The sequence below is a fragment of the Pelosinus sp. UFO1 genome (assembly GCF_000725345.1).
Lineage (GTDB): Bacteria > Bacillota > Negativicutes > DSM-13327 > DSM-13327 > Pelosinus.
In genome coordinates this window covers 1,485,876-1,504,034 of sequence record NZ_CP008852.1, presented here as the reverse complement: position 1 = coordinate 1,504,034, position 18,159 = coordinate 1,485,876, and the positions used below count along the sequence as shown (strand labels likewise).

General features: G+C 37.3%; 18 protein-coding genes. 9 read left to right on the top strand and 9 right to left on the bottom strand.

Annotated elements, in window-relative coordinates; all coding sequences use genetic code 11:
* Window positions 1-91 precede the first annotated feature (91 nt).
* On the top strand, window positions 92-790 hold the full coding sequence (locus UFO1_RS06755) for a DUF421 domain-containing protein (RefSeq protein ID WP_038669463.1): 699 nt from the start codon (window positions 92-94) through the stop codon (window positions 788-790).
* A gap of 14 nt (window positions 791-804) precedes the next feature.
* On the opposite strand, the gene UFO1_RS06750 is transcribed toward UFO1_RS06755, so the two are convergent.
* Window positions 805-1,320: a DUF456 domain-containing protein gene (locus UFO1_RS06750; protein ID WP_038669459.1), complete on the bottom strand. Its 516-nt coding sequence runs from the start codon at window positions 1,318-1,320 to the stop codon at window positions 805-807.
* A 171-nt stretch (window positions 1,321-1,491) separates the two neighbouring features.
* On the opposite strand from UFO1_RS06750, the gene UFO1_RS06745 reads away from it, so the two are divergent.
* Window positions 1,492-1,926, top strand: a complete 435-nt coding sequence (locus UFO1_RS06745; RefSeq protein ID WP_038669456.1) for a universal stress protein — start codon at window positions 1,492-1,494, stop codon at window positions 1,924-1,926.
* A gap of 60 nt (window positions 1,927-1,986) precedes the next feature.
* Here UFO1_RS06745 and ddlA read toward each other — a convergent pair whose 3' ends face one another.
* Window positions 1,987-3,084 (bottom strand): D-alanine--D-alanine ligase, encoded by a 1,098-nt coding sequence (gene ddlA, locus UFO1_RS06740; protein WP_038669453.1) that lies wholly within the window; start codon window positions 3,082-3,084, stop codon window positions 1,987-1,989.
* Between the two features lie 199 nt (window positions 3,085-3,283).
* On the opposite strand from ddlA, the gene UFO1_RS06735 reads away from it, so the two are divergent.
* Entirely contained in the window at window positions 3,284-4,177 is an 894-nt protein-coding gene (locus UFO1_RS06735) for an AraC family transcriptional regulator (RefSeq protein WP_038669450.1), read from the top strand.
* Window positions 4,178-4,212: 35 nt separating this feature from the next.
* On the opposite strand, the gene UFO1_RS06730 is transcribed toward UFO1_RS06735, so the two are convergent.
* From UFO1_RS06730 to UFO1_RS06710, 5 genes are all read right to left on the bottom strand, one after another.
* Entirely contained in the window at window positions 4,213-4,848 is a 636-nt protein-coding gene (locus UFO1_RS06730; protein WP_201771059.1) for an NAD(P)-dependent oxidoreductase, read from the bottom strand.
* A gap of 125 nt (window positions 4,849-4,973) precedes the next feature.
* Complete coding sequence (locus tag UFO1_RS06725) at window positions 4,974-5,408, bottom strand: Rrf2 family transcriptional regulator (RefSeq protein ID WP_038669447.1); 435 nt, start codon at window positions 5,406-5,408, stop codon at window positions 4,974-4,976.
* 141 nt (window positions 5,409-5,549) lie between these two features.
* Complete coding sequence (locus UFO1_RS06720) at window positions 5,550-6,374, bottom strand: purine-nucleoside phosphorylase (protein WP_236639347.1); 825 nt, start codon at window positions 6,372-6,374, stop codon at window positions 5,550-5,552.
* Window positions 6,375-6,437: 63 nt separating this feature from the next.
* Entirely contained in the window at window positions 6,438-7,217 is a 780-nt protein-coding gene (ygiD, locus tag UFO1_RS06715; RefSeq protein ID WP_038669444.1) for a 4,5-DOPA dioxygenase extradiol, read from the bottom strand.
* 270 nt (window positions 7,218-7,487) lie between these two features.
* Complete coding sequence (locus UFO1_RS06710) at window positions 7,488-8,099, bottom strand: LysE/ArgO family amino acid transporter (protein WP_038669441.1); 612 nt, start codon at window positions 8,097-8,099, stop codon at window positions 7,488-7,490.
* Window positions 8,100-8,225: 126 nt separating this feature from the next.
* Here UFO1_RS06710 and UFO1_RS06705 point away from each other — a divergent pair, with 126 nt between their 5' ends.
* Window positions 8,226-9,692 (top strand): PLP-dependent aminotransferase family protein, encoded by a 1,467-nt coding sequence (locus UFO1_RS06705; RefSeq protein WP_038674980.1) that lies wholly within the window; start codon window positions 8,226-8,228, stop codon window positions 9,690-9,692.
* A gap of 168 nt (window positions 9,693-9,860) precedes the next feature.
* Here the strand turns inward: UFO1_RS06705 and UFO1_RS06700 are convergent, their stop codons facing one another.
* A complete protein-coding gene (locus tag UFO1_RS06700) occupies window positions 9,861-10,400 on the bottom strand; it encodes an HDIG domain-containing metalloprotein (protein ID WP_038669438.1) in 540 nt (179 codons plus the stop codon).
* A gap of 367 nt (window positions 10,401-10,767) precedes the next feature.
* On the opposite strand from UFO1_RS06700, the gene UFO1_RS06695 reads away from it, so the two are divergent.
* The 5 genes from UFO1_RS06695 to UFO1_RS06675 all read left to right on the top strand — a co-directional run bounded on the left by UFO1_RS06695 (window position 10,768) and on the right by UFO1_RS06675 (window position 17,241).
* Complete coding sequence (locus UFO1_RS06695) at window positions 10,768-11,208, top strand: C-GCAxxG-C-C family (seleno)protein (protein ID WP_051788854.1); 441 nt, start codon at window positions 10,768-10,770, stop codon at window positions 11,206-11,208.
* Between the two features lie 228 nt (window positions 11,209-11,436).
* Window positions 11,437-11,754 carry a hypothetical protein gene (locus UFO1_RS06690; RefSeq protein WP_038669437.1) on the top strand — a complete coding sequence of 106 codons (318 nt, stop codon included), beginning with the start codon at window positions 11,437-11,439 and terminating at the stop codon, window positions 11,752-11,754.
* A gap of 608 nt (window positions 11,755-12,362) precedes the next feature.
* Window positions 12,363-12,860, top strand: a complete 498-nt coding sequence (locus UFO1_RS06685; RefSeq protein ID WP_051788853.1) for a MarR family winged helix-turn-helix transcriptional regulator — start codon at window positions 12,363-12,365, stop codon at window positions 12,858-12,860.
* A complete protein-coding gene (locus UFO1_RS06680) occupies window positions 12,838-14,076 on the top strand; it encodes an efflux RND transporter periplasmic adaptor subunit (RefSeq protein ID WP_038669435.1) in 1,239 nt (412 codons plus the stop codon). Before UFO1_RS06685 ends, UFO1_RS06680 begins: the two co-directional genes overlap by 23 nt.
* Window positions 14,077-14,112: 36 nt before the next feature.
* Window positions 14,113-17,241: an efflux RND transporter permease subunit gene (locus UFO1_RS06675; RefSeq protein WP_038669432.1), complete on the top strand. Its 3,129-nt coding sequence runs from the start codon at window positions 14,113-14,115 to the stop codon at window positions 17,239-17,241.
* 93 nt (window positions 17,242-17,334) lie between these two features.
* On the opposite strand, the gene UFO1_RS06670 is transcribed toward UFO1_RS06675, so the two are convergent.
* The gene (locus UFO1_RS06670; RefSeq protein ID WP_038669429.1) at window positions 17,335-18,138 is read right to left on the bottom strand and encodes a HipA family kinase; all 804 of its coding nucleotides are present in this window, start codon (window positions 18,136-18,138) and stop codon (window positions 17,335-17,337) included.
* Window positions 18,139-18,159 lie beyond the last annotated feature (21 nt).

Here is an 18,159-nt window from a genome sequence, read left to right as displayed (position 1 = left end):
CGTTACGTACGATTACAATACTTTGTTCTACTAATTTTTTCTAAGTTTCATGTGCCCCCATAACTATGGCGATTTGAGGAGATGTGACAATATGACATTGGAGATCCTACTGCAAGATACCTGGCAAACCACGATGATTTTTATTACCTTATTAATCTTTACCCGTATTCTTGACAAAAGCCAAGTCGGACAGCTAACTTTTTACGAATATGTCAGCGGCATTACTATAGGATCACTTGCAGGTACTATAGCCGCAACTGATCCTGATAAATTATGGAGTAGTTATTATGACCTAGTACTATTTGTGGTGCTTACTTACTTAGTATCAGTTTGTACAATAAAAAGCCGTCCTTTCAGAAAGCTGATTGAAGGTTCTCCTAGCATAATCATTGAAGATGGTCGTATCATCAAAGAAAATATGAGACCCTTACGGTTTGATCTAGATGAGTTAAATGCTATGTTACGCGGAAAAGATATTGTAGATATAAGTGAAGTACAATATGCCATTCTTGAGACAACAGGAGAAATGAGTATTATAAAAAAATCTGCCTTTCAACCATTAACCAAAAGCGATATGAATATCCATCTCCCCAATCCTACCCTTCCTATCGAAATTATTATGGATGGAGAGATTATTGAAAAAAATCTAGCGAAACAAAACCTGAGCCATGAGTGGCTAGAAAAGCAATTAGTACAACAAAACATAAAAAGTGCTTCCCAAGTTATGTATGGAGTGATTGATTCCAAGGGTCAACTTTTCATCAGTGCCAAAGGCAGTAAGCTAGACTAACTTGTCACATAGTATTAATGCCAATTCAGTTGATACAATAATAGTATTGCCATACTAACGGCAGCTGTCGATTTAATAATGATCGCAATGATCTGCCCCTTTAATACGCTTTTTCCTACCCTTTTAGCTTGGTCTAGGTCTTTTGTTTTGCTATATTCTGCCACGGCAGTTGCAATAAAAGCCCCACATAACGCGCCCAATAAAGAGCCAAGCACTGGTAAAATGGCCGTCCCCCATATGCCTCCTACTATGGTGCCGATAAACGTGGCAAACATTGCCCGTTTAGAGGCTTTTTCTTTTTTTGCCCCGACTACCCCCGCAACGAACTCAATGATTTCAGCAATAATAAAAATTCCCAGTACAATCACCAAAATAGCATAGTCCATCTTATCAAAATGGTCATAATAACCATATAGAAGGCCAGTTAAAAGAATAACAAGATTACCAGGCAAACCGATTATTGTCATTATAACTCCAGCTAAAATAGCTAAAATAAATGCAATGTTAGCAATCATCACTGTCGATTCCACAAAAATCCCCTCCTCATAAATCTGATAACTAATTATACTATTCCCTCTTTCCCTACAATTTACCTTTTAACTAAATTATCGGATTTTTATATCACTTTGAACGTCTTTATGTTACACTATATGTAACTAGAGTATCACTTTCAGTCCTAGTATTAAATGGAGGTGTTAGTGATGTTTGATAAAATTTTGGTCCCTGTTGATGGCTCTGAGGCAGCCTGGCGTGCTTTAGATTATGCCTGTGCATTAGGAAAGCAATTCCATAGTAGGATCAGTATTGTTCATGTGGTGCAGGCCCATTATACCCTACCAACCATTGGGATCAATGGTGAAGTACCTTTTCTCTCTATTAATATTGAGGAAGTGGAAACAACAGGTTATAAAATCATTGAACTGGCAAAGGAAAGAATGGCTGAATACCCTAACTTTGAAGCCACTTTAGAATTTGGCCATCCAGCAGAACGTGTATTATCCCTTGTCAAAAACGATAGTTATGATTTAATTGTTATCGGCTCAAGAGGTCTGAGTGGCATTAGTGAATTTTTCTTAGGCAGTATTAGTGCGAATGTATCTCAGTATTCTCCTATCCCTGTCATGATTGTCAAGTAATATAGCAAGGTTACCCATTTTAACAAAGCAGTCAGGAATATTCCTGACTGCTTTACTGATTTAAAAATATTTTTTTTGTAATGCTTCTTCTCTTTGATATCTTTCTAAAGCTAGCTGAATTAGTTTATCAATTAGGTCTTTATAAGCAATGCCACTATATTCCCAAAGCTTAGGATACATGCTGATTGCTGTAAAACCTGGGATTGTATTAATCTCATTAATATAAATTGCAGATTCTTTCGTTAAGAAAAAATCAACCCGAGCCATTCCTTCACAGCATAACACTTGGAAGGCTTTTTTAGCAAGCTCTTGCATCCTATAAGTCAATTCACTTGAAAGTTGTGCAGGAATTTGCAAGTTGGCTCCTTTATCATCAATATATTTTGCATCGTAGGAGTAAAAATCTTGTTGCGGAATCACTGCTCCGAGGATAGAAGCATCGGGAGTTTCATTGCCTAAAACGGCACATTCAATCTCCTGCCCCTGGATAAACTCCTCTAGCAAGATTTTACTATCAAAGGCAAAGGCTTCTTGAATCGCCTTACAGAATTCATCTTCATTTCTGACCTTATTAATTCCTACTGAAGAGCCAAGGTTGGCAGGTTTCACAAAAATCGGCAGCCCTAATTCTTCTACTACCTTAGTAAATTTCATCTTGCCCTGCTCCCACTTTTTGTATGTCAAACATTTCGCAGTGGGGATTCCAGCATCTCTGAGTAAGCGTTTCGTAACATCCTTATCCATACCAATCGCTGAACCCAAAAGACTAGGGCCTACGAAAGCTAAATTGGCTAGTTTTAACAACCCTTGTACTGTTCCATCCTCGCCACATGCCCCATGGAGGATAGGAAAAACCACATCAATACTTTTTGTAAAACTGGTTTTTCCAAAGCACAAAAGTTGTTGTTCTACCTTCCCTTGCTGTAAGACAACAGAAATCTCCGTATGTTTCAGTTTAATTTCTTTTGGGTTATGCTCATTGACCAAAAAATCTTCATTATCACATAAATACCATTGTCCATCTTTGTCTATACCAATTAAAGTAATTTCATATTTTTCTTTATCAATTGCGCCAATTACATTCTTTGCTGATTGCAAAGAAACTTCATGTTCTGTTGAATTTCCACCAAACAATATGGCAATATTCTTCTTTTCCATATTTTTTACCCCCTAAAAGTTTTAGTAATTCATATAACTAGATTACTAATTAAAATATTTTTATTTTATGATGAATGATGTTGATTTTATTTGCTATACTTATTATAGTCATATTTTCTACAGCTTTTATTGCTTAAACTGCTTACAATATTGCAAAAACTGCTCCAAAATGACGACTCCAGATAAAGAAGGGATACTTATGAACCAAGAACATTCCGAAATACACCATAAAAGAGGGTATCTGCATAAAGATTTTGAGTTTTTCCATATAAGTGATAATAAAGATATGCAGTTTGAGTTCCATTATCATGATTTTAATAAGATTATTATTTTCATTTCTGGAAAGGTAACTTATTTAATTGAAGGCAAAGCTTATAAATTAAAGCCATGGGATATTCTTTTAGTAAATAATAATGAAATTCATAAACCGATGATTGATCAGCAGGAAACTTACGAACGTTTTGTCATTTGGGTGAATTCATCTTTTCTTTTACAGCATAATGATGATCAATGCAATTTATTAACCTGCTTTGAAGAAGCGGCTGAAAAGAAACTAAATTTGCTGCGTTTATCCCCCGAGTTACTTCTCGGAATTAAGAATATTCTACTCCAGTTGAAAGATGCTTGTAATAGCCAAGAATTCGGTAGTAAGGTACTTAAGAATTCCTTATTTCTACAGTTTATTGTTCAGCTCAATCGGATGTTTTTGGGTGTTGAAATAAATCCTGAGCACCCAGATATTGAATATGATGAAACTATCGGACGTATCTTACATTATATTAATGCAAATCTAACGAAAGATTTATCTATGGATACACTGGCTGCTACTTTCTATTTAAGTAAGTATTATTTAATGAGGAAGTTTAAACAACAAACTGGCTATACAATACATAATTACATCCTACAAAAGCGATTAATTACAGCGAATGCAATGATTAGAAAAGGCAACTCAATTACAGCTACTTATCTTGAATGTGGTTTTGGTGATTATTCAAACTTTGTTAGAGCTTTTAAAAAAACCTTTGGCCTTTCACCAAAAAGGCATTATAAAATGCTTCTAGAACAAGAAAAAAGTAAAAAATCCCACGACTAAAATACATTAGTTGTGGGATTTTCTTACGTTTTTTATTAGTAAGCGATAGTAAAACGTTTACGGGTAAAATGAGGAGTTTCAACTTCATCAATCATAGCAATCGCATAATCTTCCATTGAAATATGGCTTTCTCCTTTTTCATCTGTTAAAAGCTGATCATTACCAATACGGAATTTACCTGTTCTCTCTCCTGGTGCAAACATAGCTGCTGGGCTAAAATAAGTCCAATCAAGGTCTGCACTTCGGAATATTTCTAATGACTTTCCATGAGCCTTGGCAATTGGTTTCCAATCTTCAGGGAAGTTTGGCGCATCTACAAGTTGTAAACCAGGAGCTACTTCTAGACTGCCAGCTCCTCCCACAATCAAAAGGCGATTGACTCCAGCGTTTTGCACTCCTTTAAGTAAACTTTTAGCGCTATTTTCCATATTATACTCTTCACCATGTTTAGGCCCATAGGCACTAATGACTACATCAGAACCCGTTACTGCCTTAGTAATACTTACTGGATTTAAAATATCACCAGCTACTACCTGTAGATTCGTATTCTTCTCCGTAATACGAGAAACATCACGAACTATAGCGATTACTTGATGTTCCCTTCTTAGGGCCTCCTTTAGAATACGTTGTCCTACTGTTCCATTTGCCCCTATTAATGCAATTTTCATCATACATTCCTTCCTTTCATTTCCATTGATATTTTTATACTATTTTTACTGCTTAAGAATCTTACAAAGCAGGTAATTTGCTTAATTGTAACCATAGCGGTTACAACATTCTTAAAAAAAAAGCGAAATTAATCTGAATCTATTTTTTCAATCAGACCTGCAACTAATTGTTGCATTGTAACTTTCGCTAATACATCTTCCATCGCAAGCTGGGCACGAAGTAAATTCACCTCTAGCACACATTGGATATTTGCTCCAACTGGGCACATAGGGTTTGGCTGTTCATGAAAACTAAAAAGTTTATCTTCCTTAACAACCTCTACAGCACGATAAATATCTAATAAGGTAATCTCATCTAATCCTTTTGTTAGATAGGCCCCTCCAGTTCCTGGACGCACATTTACCAATCCGACTTTCTTTAGTTTCCCAATGACTTTACGAATAATCACAGGATTCGTGTTTACACTTCCAGCAATCCATTCGGATGTATTGTGAAAACCCTTATCAACTGCCAATAGCGCTAAAATATGCACTGCTACAGAAAAGCGGCTACTAATTTTCATATGCTTCACCCTCTTGTTGTAACCATTATAATTACAACCAAACTTTTTGTCAATAACTATAATTTATTATTCCAAATGAGTAAGCCGCTTAAGCCTCCCTTCTTATATATAAATAGGGGCTTTAAAGCGGCTACGTCTTATTCATATATCCGCGATCAATTTCATTACCCATGCACTTAATTTACTAGATGCCCTCTGGGCAATATCTACAACATTGGCATGGGAGTGTTTTCCCGTCTGTATGCCAGTAGCCATATTCGTGATACACGCGATTCCAAGGACATCAATTCCCAGGTAGTTCGCAGCGATTGTTTCAGGAACCGTCGACATTCCTACCGCATCTGCCCCCATCCTGCCAATTGCCACAATTTCTGCTGCTGATTCATAATAAGGTCCCATAAAACCAGCATAAATTCCTTCTTTGTATGGAATGCCTATCGTATCAGCAATACTTTTTGCTTTATCGATCATTTCAAGTTTATAAGGTTCAGACATATCAGGAAAGCGAGGACCAAAACGTTCGTCATTGATTCCAATCAATGGATTGTCACCAAATAAATTTATAAAATCTTTAATAATCATTAGAGTCCCTGGCGCAAATTCTCTGTTGATGCCGCCGCAGGCATTTGTGACAATCACTTTTTTGACACCTAATTGCTGCATCACATAAATAGGGTAGGTTACTTCTTTCATCGAATAGCCTTCGTAATAATGAAACCGCCCCTGCATTAGCAATACCTCAACACCATCTACACTGCCAAAAACAAGTCTACCTTCATGCCCCACTACTGTGGACTGTGGAAAATTAGGAATATCTTTATAATCAACATACTCTTTATTTTCAAGTCCATTTGCCAATTCGCCAAGGCCAGATCCTAAAATAACAGCAATTTTCGGCGTACGATTTATTTTTCCCTTAATAAAACTGACTGATTCCCCGACTTTATCGTACATGTTCTTTATCATTTTTTCCTTGTCTCCCCCTGTGTTATTGCTTCATTTTTAAATCTTTCACTGACTTCTCAGTAGTTATAAATCACCGATTGAAAAACACCGCATGGACATGGACGCATTTTGAAATCCTTCATAAGAAAAGCGAAGGGCCTCATCATGATCTTGCAACGCTGCAGCATATAACATAGGTAAATAATGTTCATTGGTAGGTATGGATAACATAGCATCCTTACCTATATTTTCATACTCCACTAGTGGTTGATGATTTTGTTCTAGTAAACATTTTTTTACTATGGCATCAAAATTTACAGCCCACTCATAAGGTTTGGCCTCCATATCCCAATCAACGAGACGTAAGTTATGTACAATATTGCCGCTACCAATAATTAAAAATCCCTGCTCCCGTAAGGGAGCCAATTTGCGTGCTATTTCATAATGTTCTTGAGGCGTCTTTTGAACATCAAGACTCAATTCCATCACAGGTATCTCTGCATTGGGATACATATGCTTTAAAACAGCCCAGGCAGCGTGATCTAGCCCCCGCTGATTATCATAACCAATTGACGCATTTTTAAACACAGATGAGACTTCTTCTATTTGCTCTTTACCACCTGGACATGGATAACGAATATCATATAATTCTTGAGGAAATCCGTAAAAGTCATAGATAATCTCAGGTGTTTCCCTAGTTGTAATAAAAGTACCTTTTGTAAGCCAATGAGCTGATACAACTAAAACAGCTCTAGGTTTTGGAAGAGTTTTTCCTAGCCTAACTAAACTATTTGTGTATTCATTCTCAAGTATGATATTCATTGGCGACCCATGGCCTAAAAATAATACAGGAGCTTTTTTCATAAAATAACCTCCTATCCAATATAGAACGATATAACTATTGGATTCCTACCTCATTTAACGAGGTAAGTTCACGTAGCCTACTCATATAGAAATTTTTATTCGATAAACTTGGACTACGCCATTCATTTTATTAGTCTGAGTAAGAAAGTTACTTATTCTTTATCATCTTATTTTTTTTCTTCATCTTTCCAACCCGGACTCTATGATTCCTATTTTAGCACTCATAGTAAATGAAAATCTATCTTTTTTATCTCTCACTGTCTCCTCCTATCAAATAGTACTACTAAATATCATATACAAAGCAGACAGCCACATGAAAACGGCAGAGACCTTATTAATCAATCCAAACATCTGTCTGAATCCCTTCCTTTTGCCGAAACCTCGTCCTAACACTGCTAAAAAAAGAAACCAACACCAAGATATCAATATACAAGCGAGGGTAAAGAAGAGTTTTTCTTTTTCCACATAGTGAATGGAACTGGTGCCAATAACACCAATTGTATCCAGTACAGCATGGGGGTTAAATAATGAAACACTCACAGCAAAAAGAATCTGTTGTTTCATCGTCACACTCTTTGTCTCATCATTAGTAGTACCCACGGGAATACTATTCCAAGTGATCCAGCCCATATAACATAAAAAAATAATTCCAAAAGTAAGTAACAGTATCTTAAATAGCACAAAACTCGCAACAAATACAGAAATACCTTCTACCGCTAGTAATATTAAAAGGGTATCACATATGGAAGCTGTAATAACAGCTGGCAAAGCTCGCAAAAAACTTGGTTGGGTTACGCCTTGGGTGAAGACAAATAAATTCTGTACTCCAAGAGGCAATATGAGCCCCATAGCTAGCACCATTCCATGAATAAAGGCTTGCATCAGATCCGCTCCTTATACTTTTTTATACAGTATAATAAAGTATGCTTAAAATGTCTTCAACCAATTGGCTTGTTGTTATCCCACCCAATTGTTATAATAGCAAAAACAAGTATAAAGGAGATTACTGTGTTATCAATTGATTGGGTGCCTAATCATAAAGATGCTGTCCCCTTATATCGACAAATCGTGGAATACATAAAGAATAAAATTACCATTGGCGAATGGCCCCTACATAGCAAATTACCTCCCCAACGCGTCCTTGCTAACAATTTTCAAGTAAATCGCAGTACACTGAAAATCGCCCTAGAAGAATTAATTGCAGACGGATTACTGGAAAGCAAAATAGGCAGCGGTACATGGGTAGCAAATAATACTTGGTCAGTACTGACATCCCATCCGCCTGTTAATTGGAATTCTTATCTTGACAAAGGAATATATCTGCCTAATCTTCATACTATTCAAGAAATTAATCATTCAGAATTCAAGCCAAATATCATTCGATTAGGTACTGGAGAACTTTCCCCCGAATTGTTCCCAAAAGCTATGATGAACTCCATACTAAAAAAGCTGCCTAGTTCTATTAATTCATTAGGTTACGAAGAACCTAAAGGACTACTTTCCCTCCGAAAACAGATCAGCATTTATTTACGTTCCTTTGGAATTGATGCCTCTCCAACCTCTATTATGATTGTATCTGGCGCATTGCAAGCTCTCCAACTGATATGCTGCAGCTTATTGCCAAAAGGATCCACTATTCTACTAGAAAAACCCTCTTATCTATATTCCCTTAAACTCTTCCAATCCATGAATATGCAATTCGCGGGTCTCCCTCTTGATGAAGATGGGATTCAACTTGCCCCCATTACTTATCATAAAGAACATAAAAATGCGAATTTATTATACACGATTCCTTGTTTTCACAACCCCACTGGGATTCTTATGTCCGAACAGCGTCGTAAAAGCATTATTGCATTGTGTCAAAAAGAGCAATTACCTGTAATTGAAGACGATGTATATCGAGAACTCTGGCTAGATTCAACCCCACCGCCTATACCGTTAAAAGCTTTGGATCGCGAGGGCCTTGTTCTCTATCTCGGCAGCCTTTCCAAATCATTAAGCCCTGGATTACGCATTGGCTGGATTGTAGGACCTGAACCAGTAATTGAACGTTTAGCTGATATTAAAATGCAAAACGATTATGGCTCAAGTTCCTTATCCCAATGGGCTGCTGCCGAATGGTTTAGCAGTGGATTATACCAAATGCACCTAGAAAAAGTACGAAAGAAATTGCGAATCCGTCGAGATGTTGCTTCTCAAAGCTTAGACACCCATTTTTCAGACATCGCAACTTGGAAAATTCCTTCGGGTGGATTTTATATTTGGCTTACATTGACTCAACCAGTTTCTATGCAAAAACTATTTACAGAGGCCTTAGATAAAGGTCTATTAATTCATCCGGGTAATATATATGACAACCTATCGAACCGCCATCTTCGTCTATCATACTCATATGCCTCAATATCTCAACTGAAAGGTGGCTTACGCCTTCTTTCTAGCATCATTAGAAATATGATGGAAAAAGAAAGGGGTTGATGCATCATAACAACTCTATATTCTTTAATGAAAATCAAGAGCACCCCCCATCTAAGTGGGTGGTGCTTCATAGGATCCCATAAAATTTTAAATATACTAGATCAAGTAATTTCTTATCTTAATTAATACATTCATTTATAGAAAGACCAATAGTGAATGGTTCACTTGTTATATTACAAAATCCTTTGCCAAGGCTGCAGTCACAAATTCAATGTGTTCTTGTAACTCAATCCCTAACATGTCTGCACCTTGTACTATCGTTTCACGATTGACAGCTCTAGCAAAAGCTTTGTCTTTCATTTTTTTCATAATAGATTTAAGCTGCAAATTTTCAATGCTTTTGTCTGGACGCACTAGAGCACAGGCAATAATAAAGCCCGTAAGTTCATCTACACCTAACAATACTTTTTGTAATAAACTTCTCTCAGGTACCCAATCCCTAGCATGGGATTCGATATCTGTTATAAACTCTGCTGTATACCCATGAGGTTGTAATATTTGCCCGGTATGGCTAGGATGCTCTTCAGGATATTTTTCAAAATCGACATCATGAAGCAATCCTACAGCACCCCAATATTCTACGTCTTCTCCATATTTTTCTGCGTAAGCCCGCATTGCGATCTCTACTGCTTGACAATGGTTCAAAAGAGGTTTTTCTTGTACATGAGTTGTTAATATACTCCACGCTTTTTCCCTACTTGTATCCATTTTTACTACGCCTCCAACATGATTGTTATTTGCATTTATACTTATTTTAAGTAAAATACATTTACTAAAAATGCTCCTGAAATGTAAACTACTATTTTTATCCGATGACTAAACCGCTCTAAGACTCCCATCTTCTCTAAGTGGGAGTTAAGAGCGGCTAAGTCCCTGGATAAGTGCGACTAAGATTCAGATGGAGTTAAAACTCCATCTGAATCAAGTCTTCTTTATATTTTACCTAAAAAACTGCAAGTTCGCTAGTTAATTCCAGATTATTCAAAGAAAAGTAATAAAAAACTTGGCTTACACCTACTATTTTCTTTATAATATAAATACAACAATTTTACATATTATGACTGGAGGAATGGCTATGTTACGAAATTTGATTGAACAAGGCTACGGGGAAGAAGAAGATTTAAACTGCGCCGAAAAAATACTGTATGGTGCAAATCAAGTTTACAAACTAGGATTAGATAAAAACTCTTTGCGAATGGCTTCAGGATTCGGCGGTGGCATGGCGATCGGCAGCGTCTGTGGTGGGCTAACCGCAGCCATTATGGTACTGGGTATTCTTTTTGTTAAAAACAATGCCCATGAAAGTAAAAAAATCAAGGAATTAACCCAAGAACTTTTTGTAAACTATCGGGAAGAAATGGGAGAGATTCATTGTGATCCCTTAAAAGCCCGCCACCGCACGGATGAAATCAAATGTAGAAATGTAATTGCCAAAGCAGCAGCTGCCTTAGATACTATAGTGAAGCGTGAATTAGGTAAGCCTCTAGCCCAACCCCTTGTCACTGAAAATTTCTAAGACACTTTCATCTTATTTGTTTTTTCAAACTTGCTTTAAAAACTTTTAAATATATACCAAGAAGCCACTCCAGCAAAGGAGTGGTTTCTTGCATTTATGAAGTTCATCAAATCTCCTCACTGTTCATAAAAAGCAATTTTTTTTATTAACATATCACTTTTCCATAACTAATGAATAGTATGTATTGAGGGCTAATAAAAATAATAAAAATCAGGAGGAGAACTGAATATGAGATTTCCCAAAAATCAAGGATTTGATCTCATTCATGGTCTAGTCATAACTGTTGTACTTGACGACGATATCTCTTTAACTGGAAGGTTTTTAGGAGAGGTAGGCGACCGTGGTCATGATCATTGCGGTCAATCCCTTCAGCCAATCAATGTAAATGTGGATGTTGATTCTGAATTCATCTTACTACAGCTAGTCTGCGAGTTTGAAGGTGATGATATACCGGAATTTGATGTAGGTACAATTGTGGCCATTAACGTAAACAAAATTCTTTTTATCGCTCCTGGCGGTGAGTGCGAGGATGATAAATCTTCATAATTTTCCCTCCGAAAAAATCCAGTAAATTCCATCTCTTCATTCATTTCAGAAAACAAACTTGATAATATGCTTATATCAATAAAACGGGATATTCAAGTCCAAGTGGACTGAATATCCCGTTTTTTGGCAGCCTAAAAGAAGGCACTACTATTTCATTAAGGGAAGGGCTACCTATCTATGCCCTAATTCCCAGTACAACGCCAGTTGTACTACTTTCACTACAGTACTTACTTATATATTAAATTGTGGTTCACTTTTCTTATCAATCGCTGTAATCGAACCACCCCATTCCAATCTCAAAATTTCTTTGTCTCCTTTACTCTACCCTCCTTCTCCTTATTTTTATTATAATACAAATTTTTCAAATTTTCAATGTATTTCATGTGCTATTTTTTATGGTACGGCTAGTAAAAATTATTTGTCACTTTCCTGTCACATTTCTATGGTATTCTAGCCATAATATATCGCCGATTCCAACCACTTACATCTATCATAAAGCTACCCTGGAAGCAGGGAATATATATATGATACCAAACTAATAGTTGCGCTAGCAACTATCAGTTTGGTATCATATATATATTCATCCTATCATCTAAGGAGGCTCTCCATTGAAAAAAACACCTTACATCGGGAAATGGATCTCTTGTTTACATCGATCCGGTCAAACTTTTTTTGATTATCATTTAGCCGAGTTTGGTCTCGGAAGCGGAAATGGCTACTTCGCTTGCTTAAGATACCTTTTTCGTCAAGAAGGTATTACGCAAGATGCAATTAGTAAATATGTAAATATTGATAAAACAACAATTGCTCGTGCCATTATGAAATTAGAGACCTTGGGATATGTTACAAAACAAATTGATCCAATTGATCGACGTGCCTATAAATTATATTTAACAAAAAAGGGTCGCGATTTTCAGCCAAAGCTTGAAGCTACATTAGCCCTCTGGACTACCTCACTTACCCATGGATTTACACCAGAGGAAAAAGCTATGGCATTTAGTCTCCTGGAAAAAATGACTCACAACGCACTTACCCTCAAGGAAAGTATAAACAGTATGGAAAAATCAGCTGGGAGTGAAGCAAATGAGACAGGGCTTATTAAGTAACAAAAGAAAACTAATTATTTTTAGCATCGCAATCCTCGCTCTTCTATTCTTTGCATATCGCGGAATTTACGCCAAAAATATCGTTAAAGGGCAACGACCTGAAGATACCAAACCGGCAGTTGATGTGATAACAGTGCAACGCAAAGATATGATACGAAAAATTGACCTAACAGGGCAAACCGTTCCTGAATCCCAAGTAGATATTGCAGCAAAATATACGGGAAAAGTGACCCAAATTAACGTTGAGCTAGGTCAACAGGTTTCTCCTGGACAAATTTTACTGAGTCAAGATAGTAGCGATGTTGATATTTCCATATCCCAAAACACTGCTAGCTATCGACAAGCTAGCGCAGATGCGATTGAAAGCAATGCTACATTTGAAGCAAATTATCAAAAAGCCCAATCCGATTATCAACATAGCGTAACCAATTATGATCGATATAAAACCCTATATTCTCAAGGGGCCATCTCAAAAGAGGCACTTGATAATGCAGAGCAGCAAATGGCTTCCTCTCAAGCTGCTTTAGATACCTGGTCAAAACAACTGAGTGCCGGAAGTGCTGCTTCTGTTCAATCAAAGTTAGCCAGTCGCGATAAAGCACAAAGTGCCATTGATGCCTTGCAAAATCAAAAATCTGATCTTATTTTACGAGCTCCTCGAGCCGGTGTCATTGGCTTTCGCCAAGTTGAGGTTGGCAATATTGTCTCAGCTGGCCAGAAAGTACTATCCATCGTTGATAATAGTAACATTTATGTAGATTGCTCTGTGTCAGAACAAGATATCGGACAGATTGCATTAGGAGTACCTACTACGATTTCAATTGAATCACTAGGAAAATCCTATACTGGTAAAATCATTTATATCAGCCCAGCAATGGATAGTAAAACACAAACCTTTACCATCCGTATAGCTCTGGATAAACCAGATGATAGCATTAGAAGCGGTATGTTTGCACGAACTACTGTTAATGTTGCCATAAGACCACAAACCCTATTTGTACCGAAAGAAGCCGTAATTTCATTAAACGGTAAAGACCGTATCTTCATTGTTAATGGCAACAATCAAATAGAAGAACGCATCGTAGAATTAGGTTTACGAAATGATAAAAGTGTTGAAATTCTTAGTGGACTCAAAGATGGTGAGCAAATAGCCCTCAGTAATTTATCTAGGCTTAAAACAGGCATAACCATTACTCCAAATAACATTATTGAATAGTCAAGTCAGATTAACATTAGATACGAGGTGGTACTTTTGAATATTACAAGATTTTCTATACAAAAACCAATCGGCATCACAATGATTATTCTGTTCTTTGTTGTGCTTGGCCTATATAGTCTCCATAGCATTGGTGTTGAACTGCTTCCAGCTTTGAACACTCCTTATGTAACCGTTTCTGTCCGATATCCCGGTGCAGGAACAGAAGAAATGGAACAGCAGGTTATTAAGCCTTTAGAAGATTCCTTATCTTCAGTTGCCCATTTAAAACATATGACATCTACTGCGAGACCCGAAAATGCGAACATTGTTTTGGAATTTGATTTCTCCGCAAATGCGGATATTGCCTCAATTGATGCCACAAAGCTAGTAAACGCCGTACGACGGAAATTGCCTGAGGGTATTGATGAACCTTCTGTGCGAAAACGAGATATTAACGCTACTACCATTTTAGAAATTGCAGTAACATCCAACCAACCGCTAGCAGATACTTACACCAAGGCAAACGATGTCTTTAAAGAACGTTTACAGCGAGGTGATGGCGTTTCAGAAGTAACCTTGTACGGCGGCAGAGATAAAGAAGTCGCGGTAGAACTTGATAAAAACAAACTCCGTTTTTATAATCTAGCAATTAATCAAATTGTAAGTAAAATTAAAGGTGAAAATGCCCTGCTCCCGGCTGGCACCGTCTTTAATGATAAAACCCAAAGTGATGTGCGCTTACTTGCTCAATATGCTACTCCTGATGAAATCGCCAAGTTACAAATCACAAATGCAGATGGTATTCCTGTGCAACTTAAAAGTGTTGCAACAATCAAAGAACAAGATACAAGAGTGAGTCGCTATAGCCGTGTAAATGGTTCTGATGCAATTTCATTATCCGTTTATAAAAATAGTGATGCAAGTATCGTAGATACTGTTAAATCTACTCTTTTACAACTAGAAACACTACGTACCGAATATCCAGACTACACCTTTACCATTGTTACTGATGCATCAAAATATGTTGATAATTCGTTGCATAATACCATGGGAAGTCTTATTGAAGGTTTATTTACTACGGGACTGATTCTGTATCTTTTCCTGCGAGGCTGGCGTTCTACTGCTGCTGTAATTATTGCCATTCCCACATCTATGATTTCTACGTTTTTTGCCATGTATGTTGCAGGCTTTACTTTTAATATGATGTCATTAATGGGTATGTCACTTTGCATTGGCGTCCTTGTAGATGATTCTATCGTTGTATTAGAAAACATTCACCGTCACTTACTAATGGGTAAAGATGCTGCCACTGCTGCTGAAGACGGTCGTAACGAAATTGGTATGGCAGCGATTGCTATTACACTTTGCGACGTTGTTGTATTTATGCCAATTGCATTTATGACAGGTATGACAGGACAATTCTTTCGCCAGTTTGGCTTAACTATCGTTTTTGCCACCTTATTCTCCATGTTTGTATCCTTTACCCTTACTCCTATGCTTGCTTCACGTCTCTTTAAACAAGGCTTATCCGAACCTAAGGGAGCAGTTTGGGATTTCATGAATACCATGGAACAAAAAGCAATTACAAAATATGAATCCATTTTACGCTGGAGTTTAGGTCATAGTAAAAAAGTCATTGCAGCTGTTCTTGTATTATTCCTTACCACTGTTGCCTTAATTCCTCTTGGAATGATTGGCTCTGAATATATGCCCCGTACTGATGAAGGCAGCTTCCGAATTTCAATCGAACTACCAGTTGGACAAAATATTGAGCAATCAGATATTGTTGTCAAAAACTTAGAACAATATCTAGCTACTATTCCTGAAGTAACCAATTACCTATCCAGTACTGGAACGCCTTCTAGTAATAATGGTTCTCTTAGTGTTCAACTCGTTGACCGCAAAGACCGTGATCGTACTGTCTGGCAGATTACTGATCTTGTCCGTAATTATGCAAAACAAAATATACCAAATGCTATTATCAGAGTCAACGAATCCCAATCGTCAGTTGCTGGCGTGTCGGGTGGAGGCGGTGGCGGCGGTGCTCCAGTACAAATTCAATTACTTGGCGCCAATATGGATAGTTTGGTCAAATCTTCCTATGAAGCGCAATCCATACTTTCTCAAATACAAGGCATTAAAGATATTCGCAGTTCTTATACAGAAGGTATGCCTGAAATACAACTTACCATTGATCGCGACAGACTAAAATTTTATAACGGCTCTGTATCAGAAGTAACAAACGTATTTAACGCCGCAATATCTGGGCAACAAGCGGGAACCTATGCAAATGATCCAACGAATGACGGTCAGGATACGGATATTACAGTTCGCCTCAAGGGAAGCGACGGTTTCACACTAAGTGATATTCGATCACTCCCAATTATGGCTGGCAATCATCAAATATCTCTAGGCGATGTAGCCAACCTTCGAGAAGGGACTGGCCCCGTTATGCTGCAGCGCGTCGATAAACAGCGCTCGATTACGCTGCAAGCAAATATAACAGATCGTCCTCTAAACGAGGTATTACAAGAAATTTCAAAGAAACTCACCTCGAAAGAATTAGGTCCTAATATAAGCTACCGCTATACAGGGCAAGCAAATAGCATGAGTGATACCTTTGGTCAGATGTTCCAGGCATTAGCTCTATCCCTCATTCTGGTATATATGCTATTAGCAGTTCTTTATGAATCACTGTTAACTCCATTTATTCGTATGTTCTCTCTCCCTCTAGGGATGATAGGCTCTTTACTATTCCTGTTTATTACCCACAATACGATAAATCTGTATTCTCTCATTGGCATATTGGTCATGGATGGTTTAGTTGCCAAAAATGGTACCTTGCTCTTAGACTATACCTTAACACTAATGGATCAAGGAGTGGGAGCTTTTGACGCCATCATTGAAGCAGGAAAAACAAGATTGAAGCCTATTTTCATGACAACCCTTACAATGGTTGTTGGGATGTTGCCAACTGCATTATCCATAACAGAAGGGGCAGAAACAAGAGTCAGTATGGCATGGGTATTAATTGGCGGTCTGCTAAGTTCCACCATATTTACGCTAATCATCATTCCAATTATTTTCTTGTTTTTTCAAAATTACCCTGTTAGTACCTGGATGAGGTTTACTCCTTTATCACGTTGGCTTAAGAAGAAAACACTAACTAATCCTCCCTCATAAGAAAAGCTCCTTACAATTCTACTACTTCAAAAAGATGCTATCCCTTAGTTATTGGGATAGCATCTTTTGCAAAAATCAAGTATTATATTTGCTTTATTTTTTACTATGCCACCATTGACGCCCACCCCGAGACTTTGGAATATGGTTACACAATACATCCCAAATTTTCTCGACCATACCTTTACGTATTGTAATGAATTTTTGTAATGCCTGCCTTTCCGCGCTATCTGGTAGCCATTCTCCTGGTATTTGCTGCACTAAGCTTTCAACATCTTCATCACTAATGTTAGCTACTTTTTCTATATAAGGCAAAAAATCCTGTGGACAAAGGTGGTTTTTAAGCAATAGCCCATAGGATTGACGATAATAAGAGAAAATTGCCCCACTTAGAGTATTGATCGTTTTTAATGTCCATCTCCCCGATCGAATCAAATGAGAATTATCAATCGCATAAATTCTAAATCCAGTATTTTCTTTGCGTAGTAAAATATTTTTTGTATTATTGTTGCGATCAGGATTATGAAACATATGATCAAATAATATTACACCGGCCATTTCAAGTATATTAACCGCTTTATTTAAGTTATTCTTTTTCAGATATTCCGTATGATTTAAATACTGAGAAGCAAAATGACGCCCTGGAATTATACCTAATTTAGTAAGGTGTGGACTTTGATTTATTGTTTGCTCAGTAATTTCAATAACGTCGCTAAAGGGAAAGCATAGGCCCATGATTTCACCAATCTTTGCTGCAATAAATTCATTTGCCAATACCTTCGAACCAATTTGATTACTTTGCAATTTGACTACATAGATTTTTCGGTCATCGGCACGAAATAGTTGCGGGGAAGTTACTCCTATCCCCACATCCCCAAAATATTTTACAGCCGTGAGCATAGTATCAATCTCCTCCAAGAT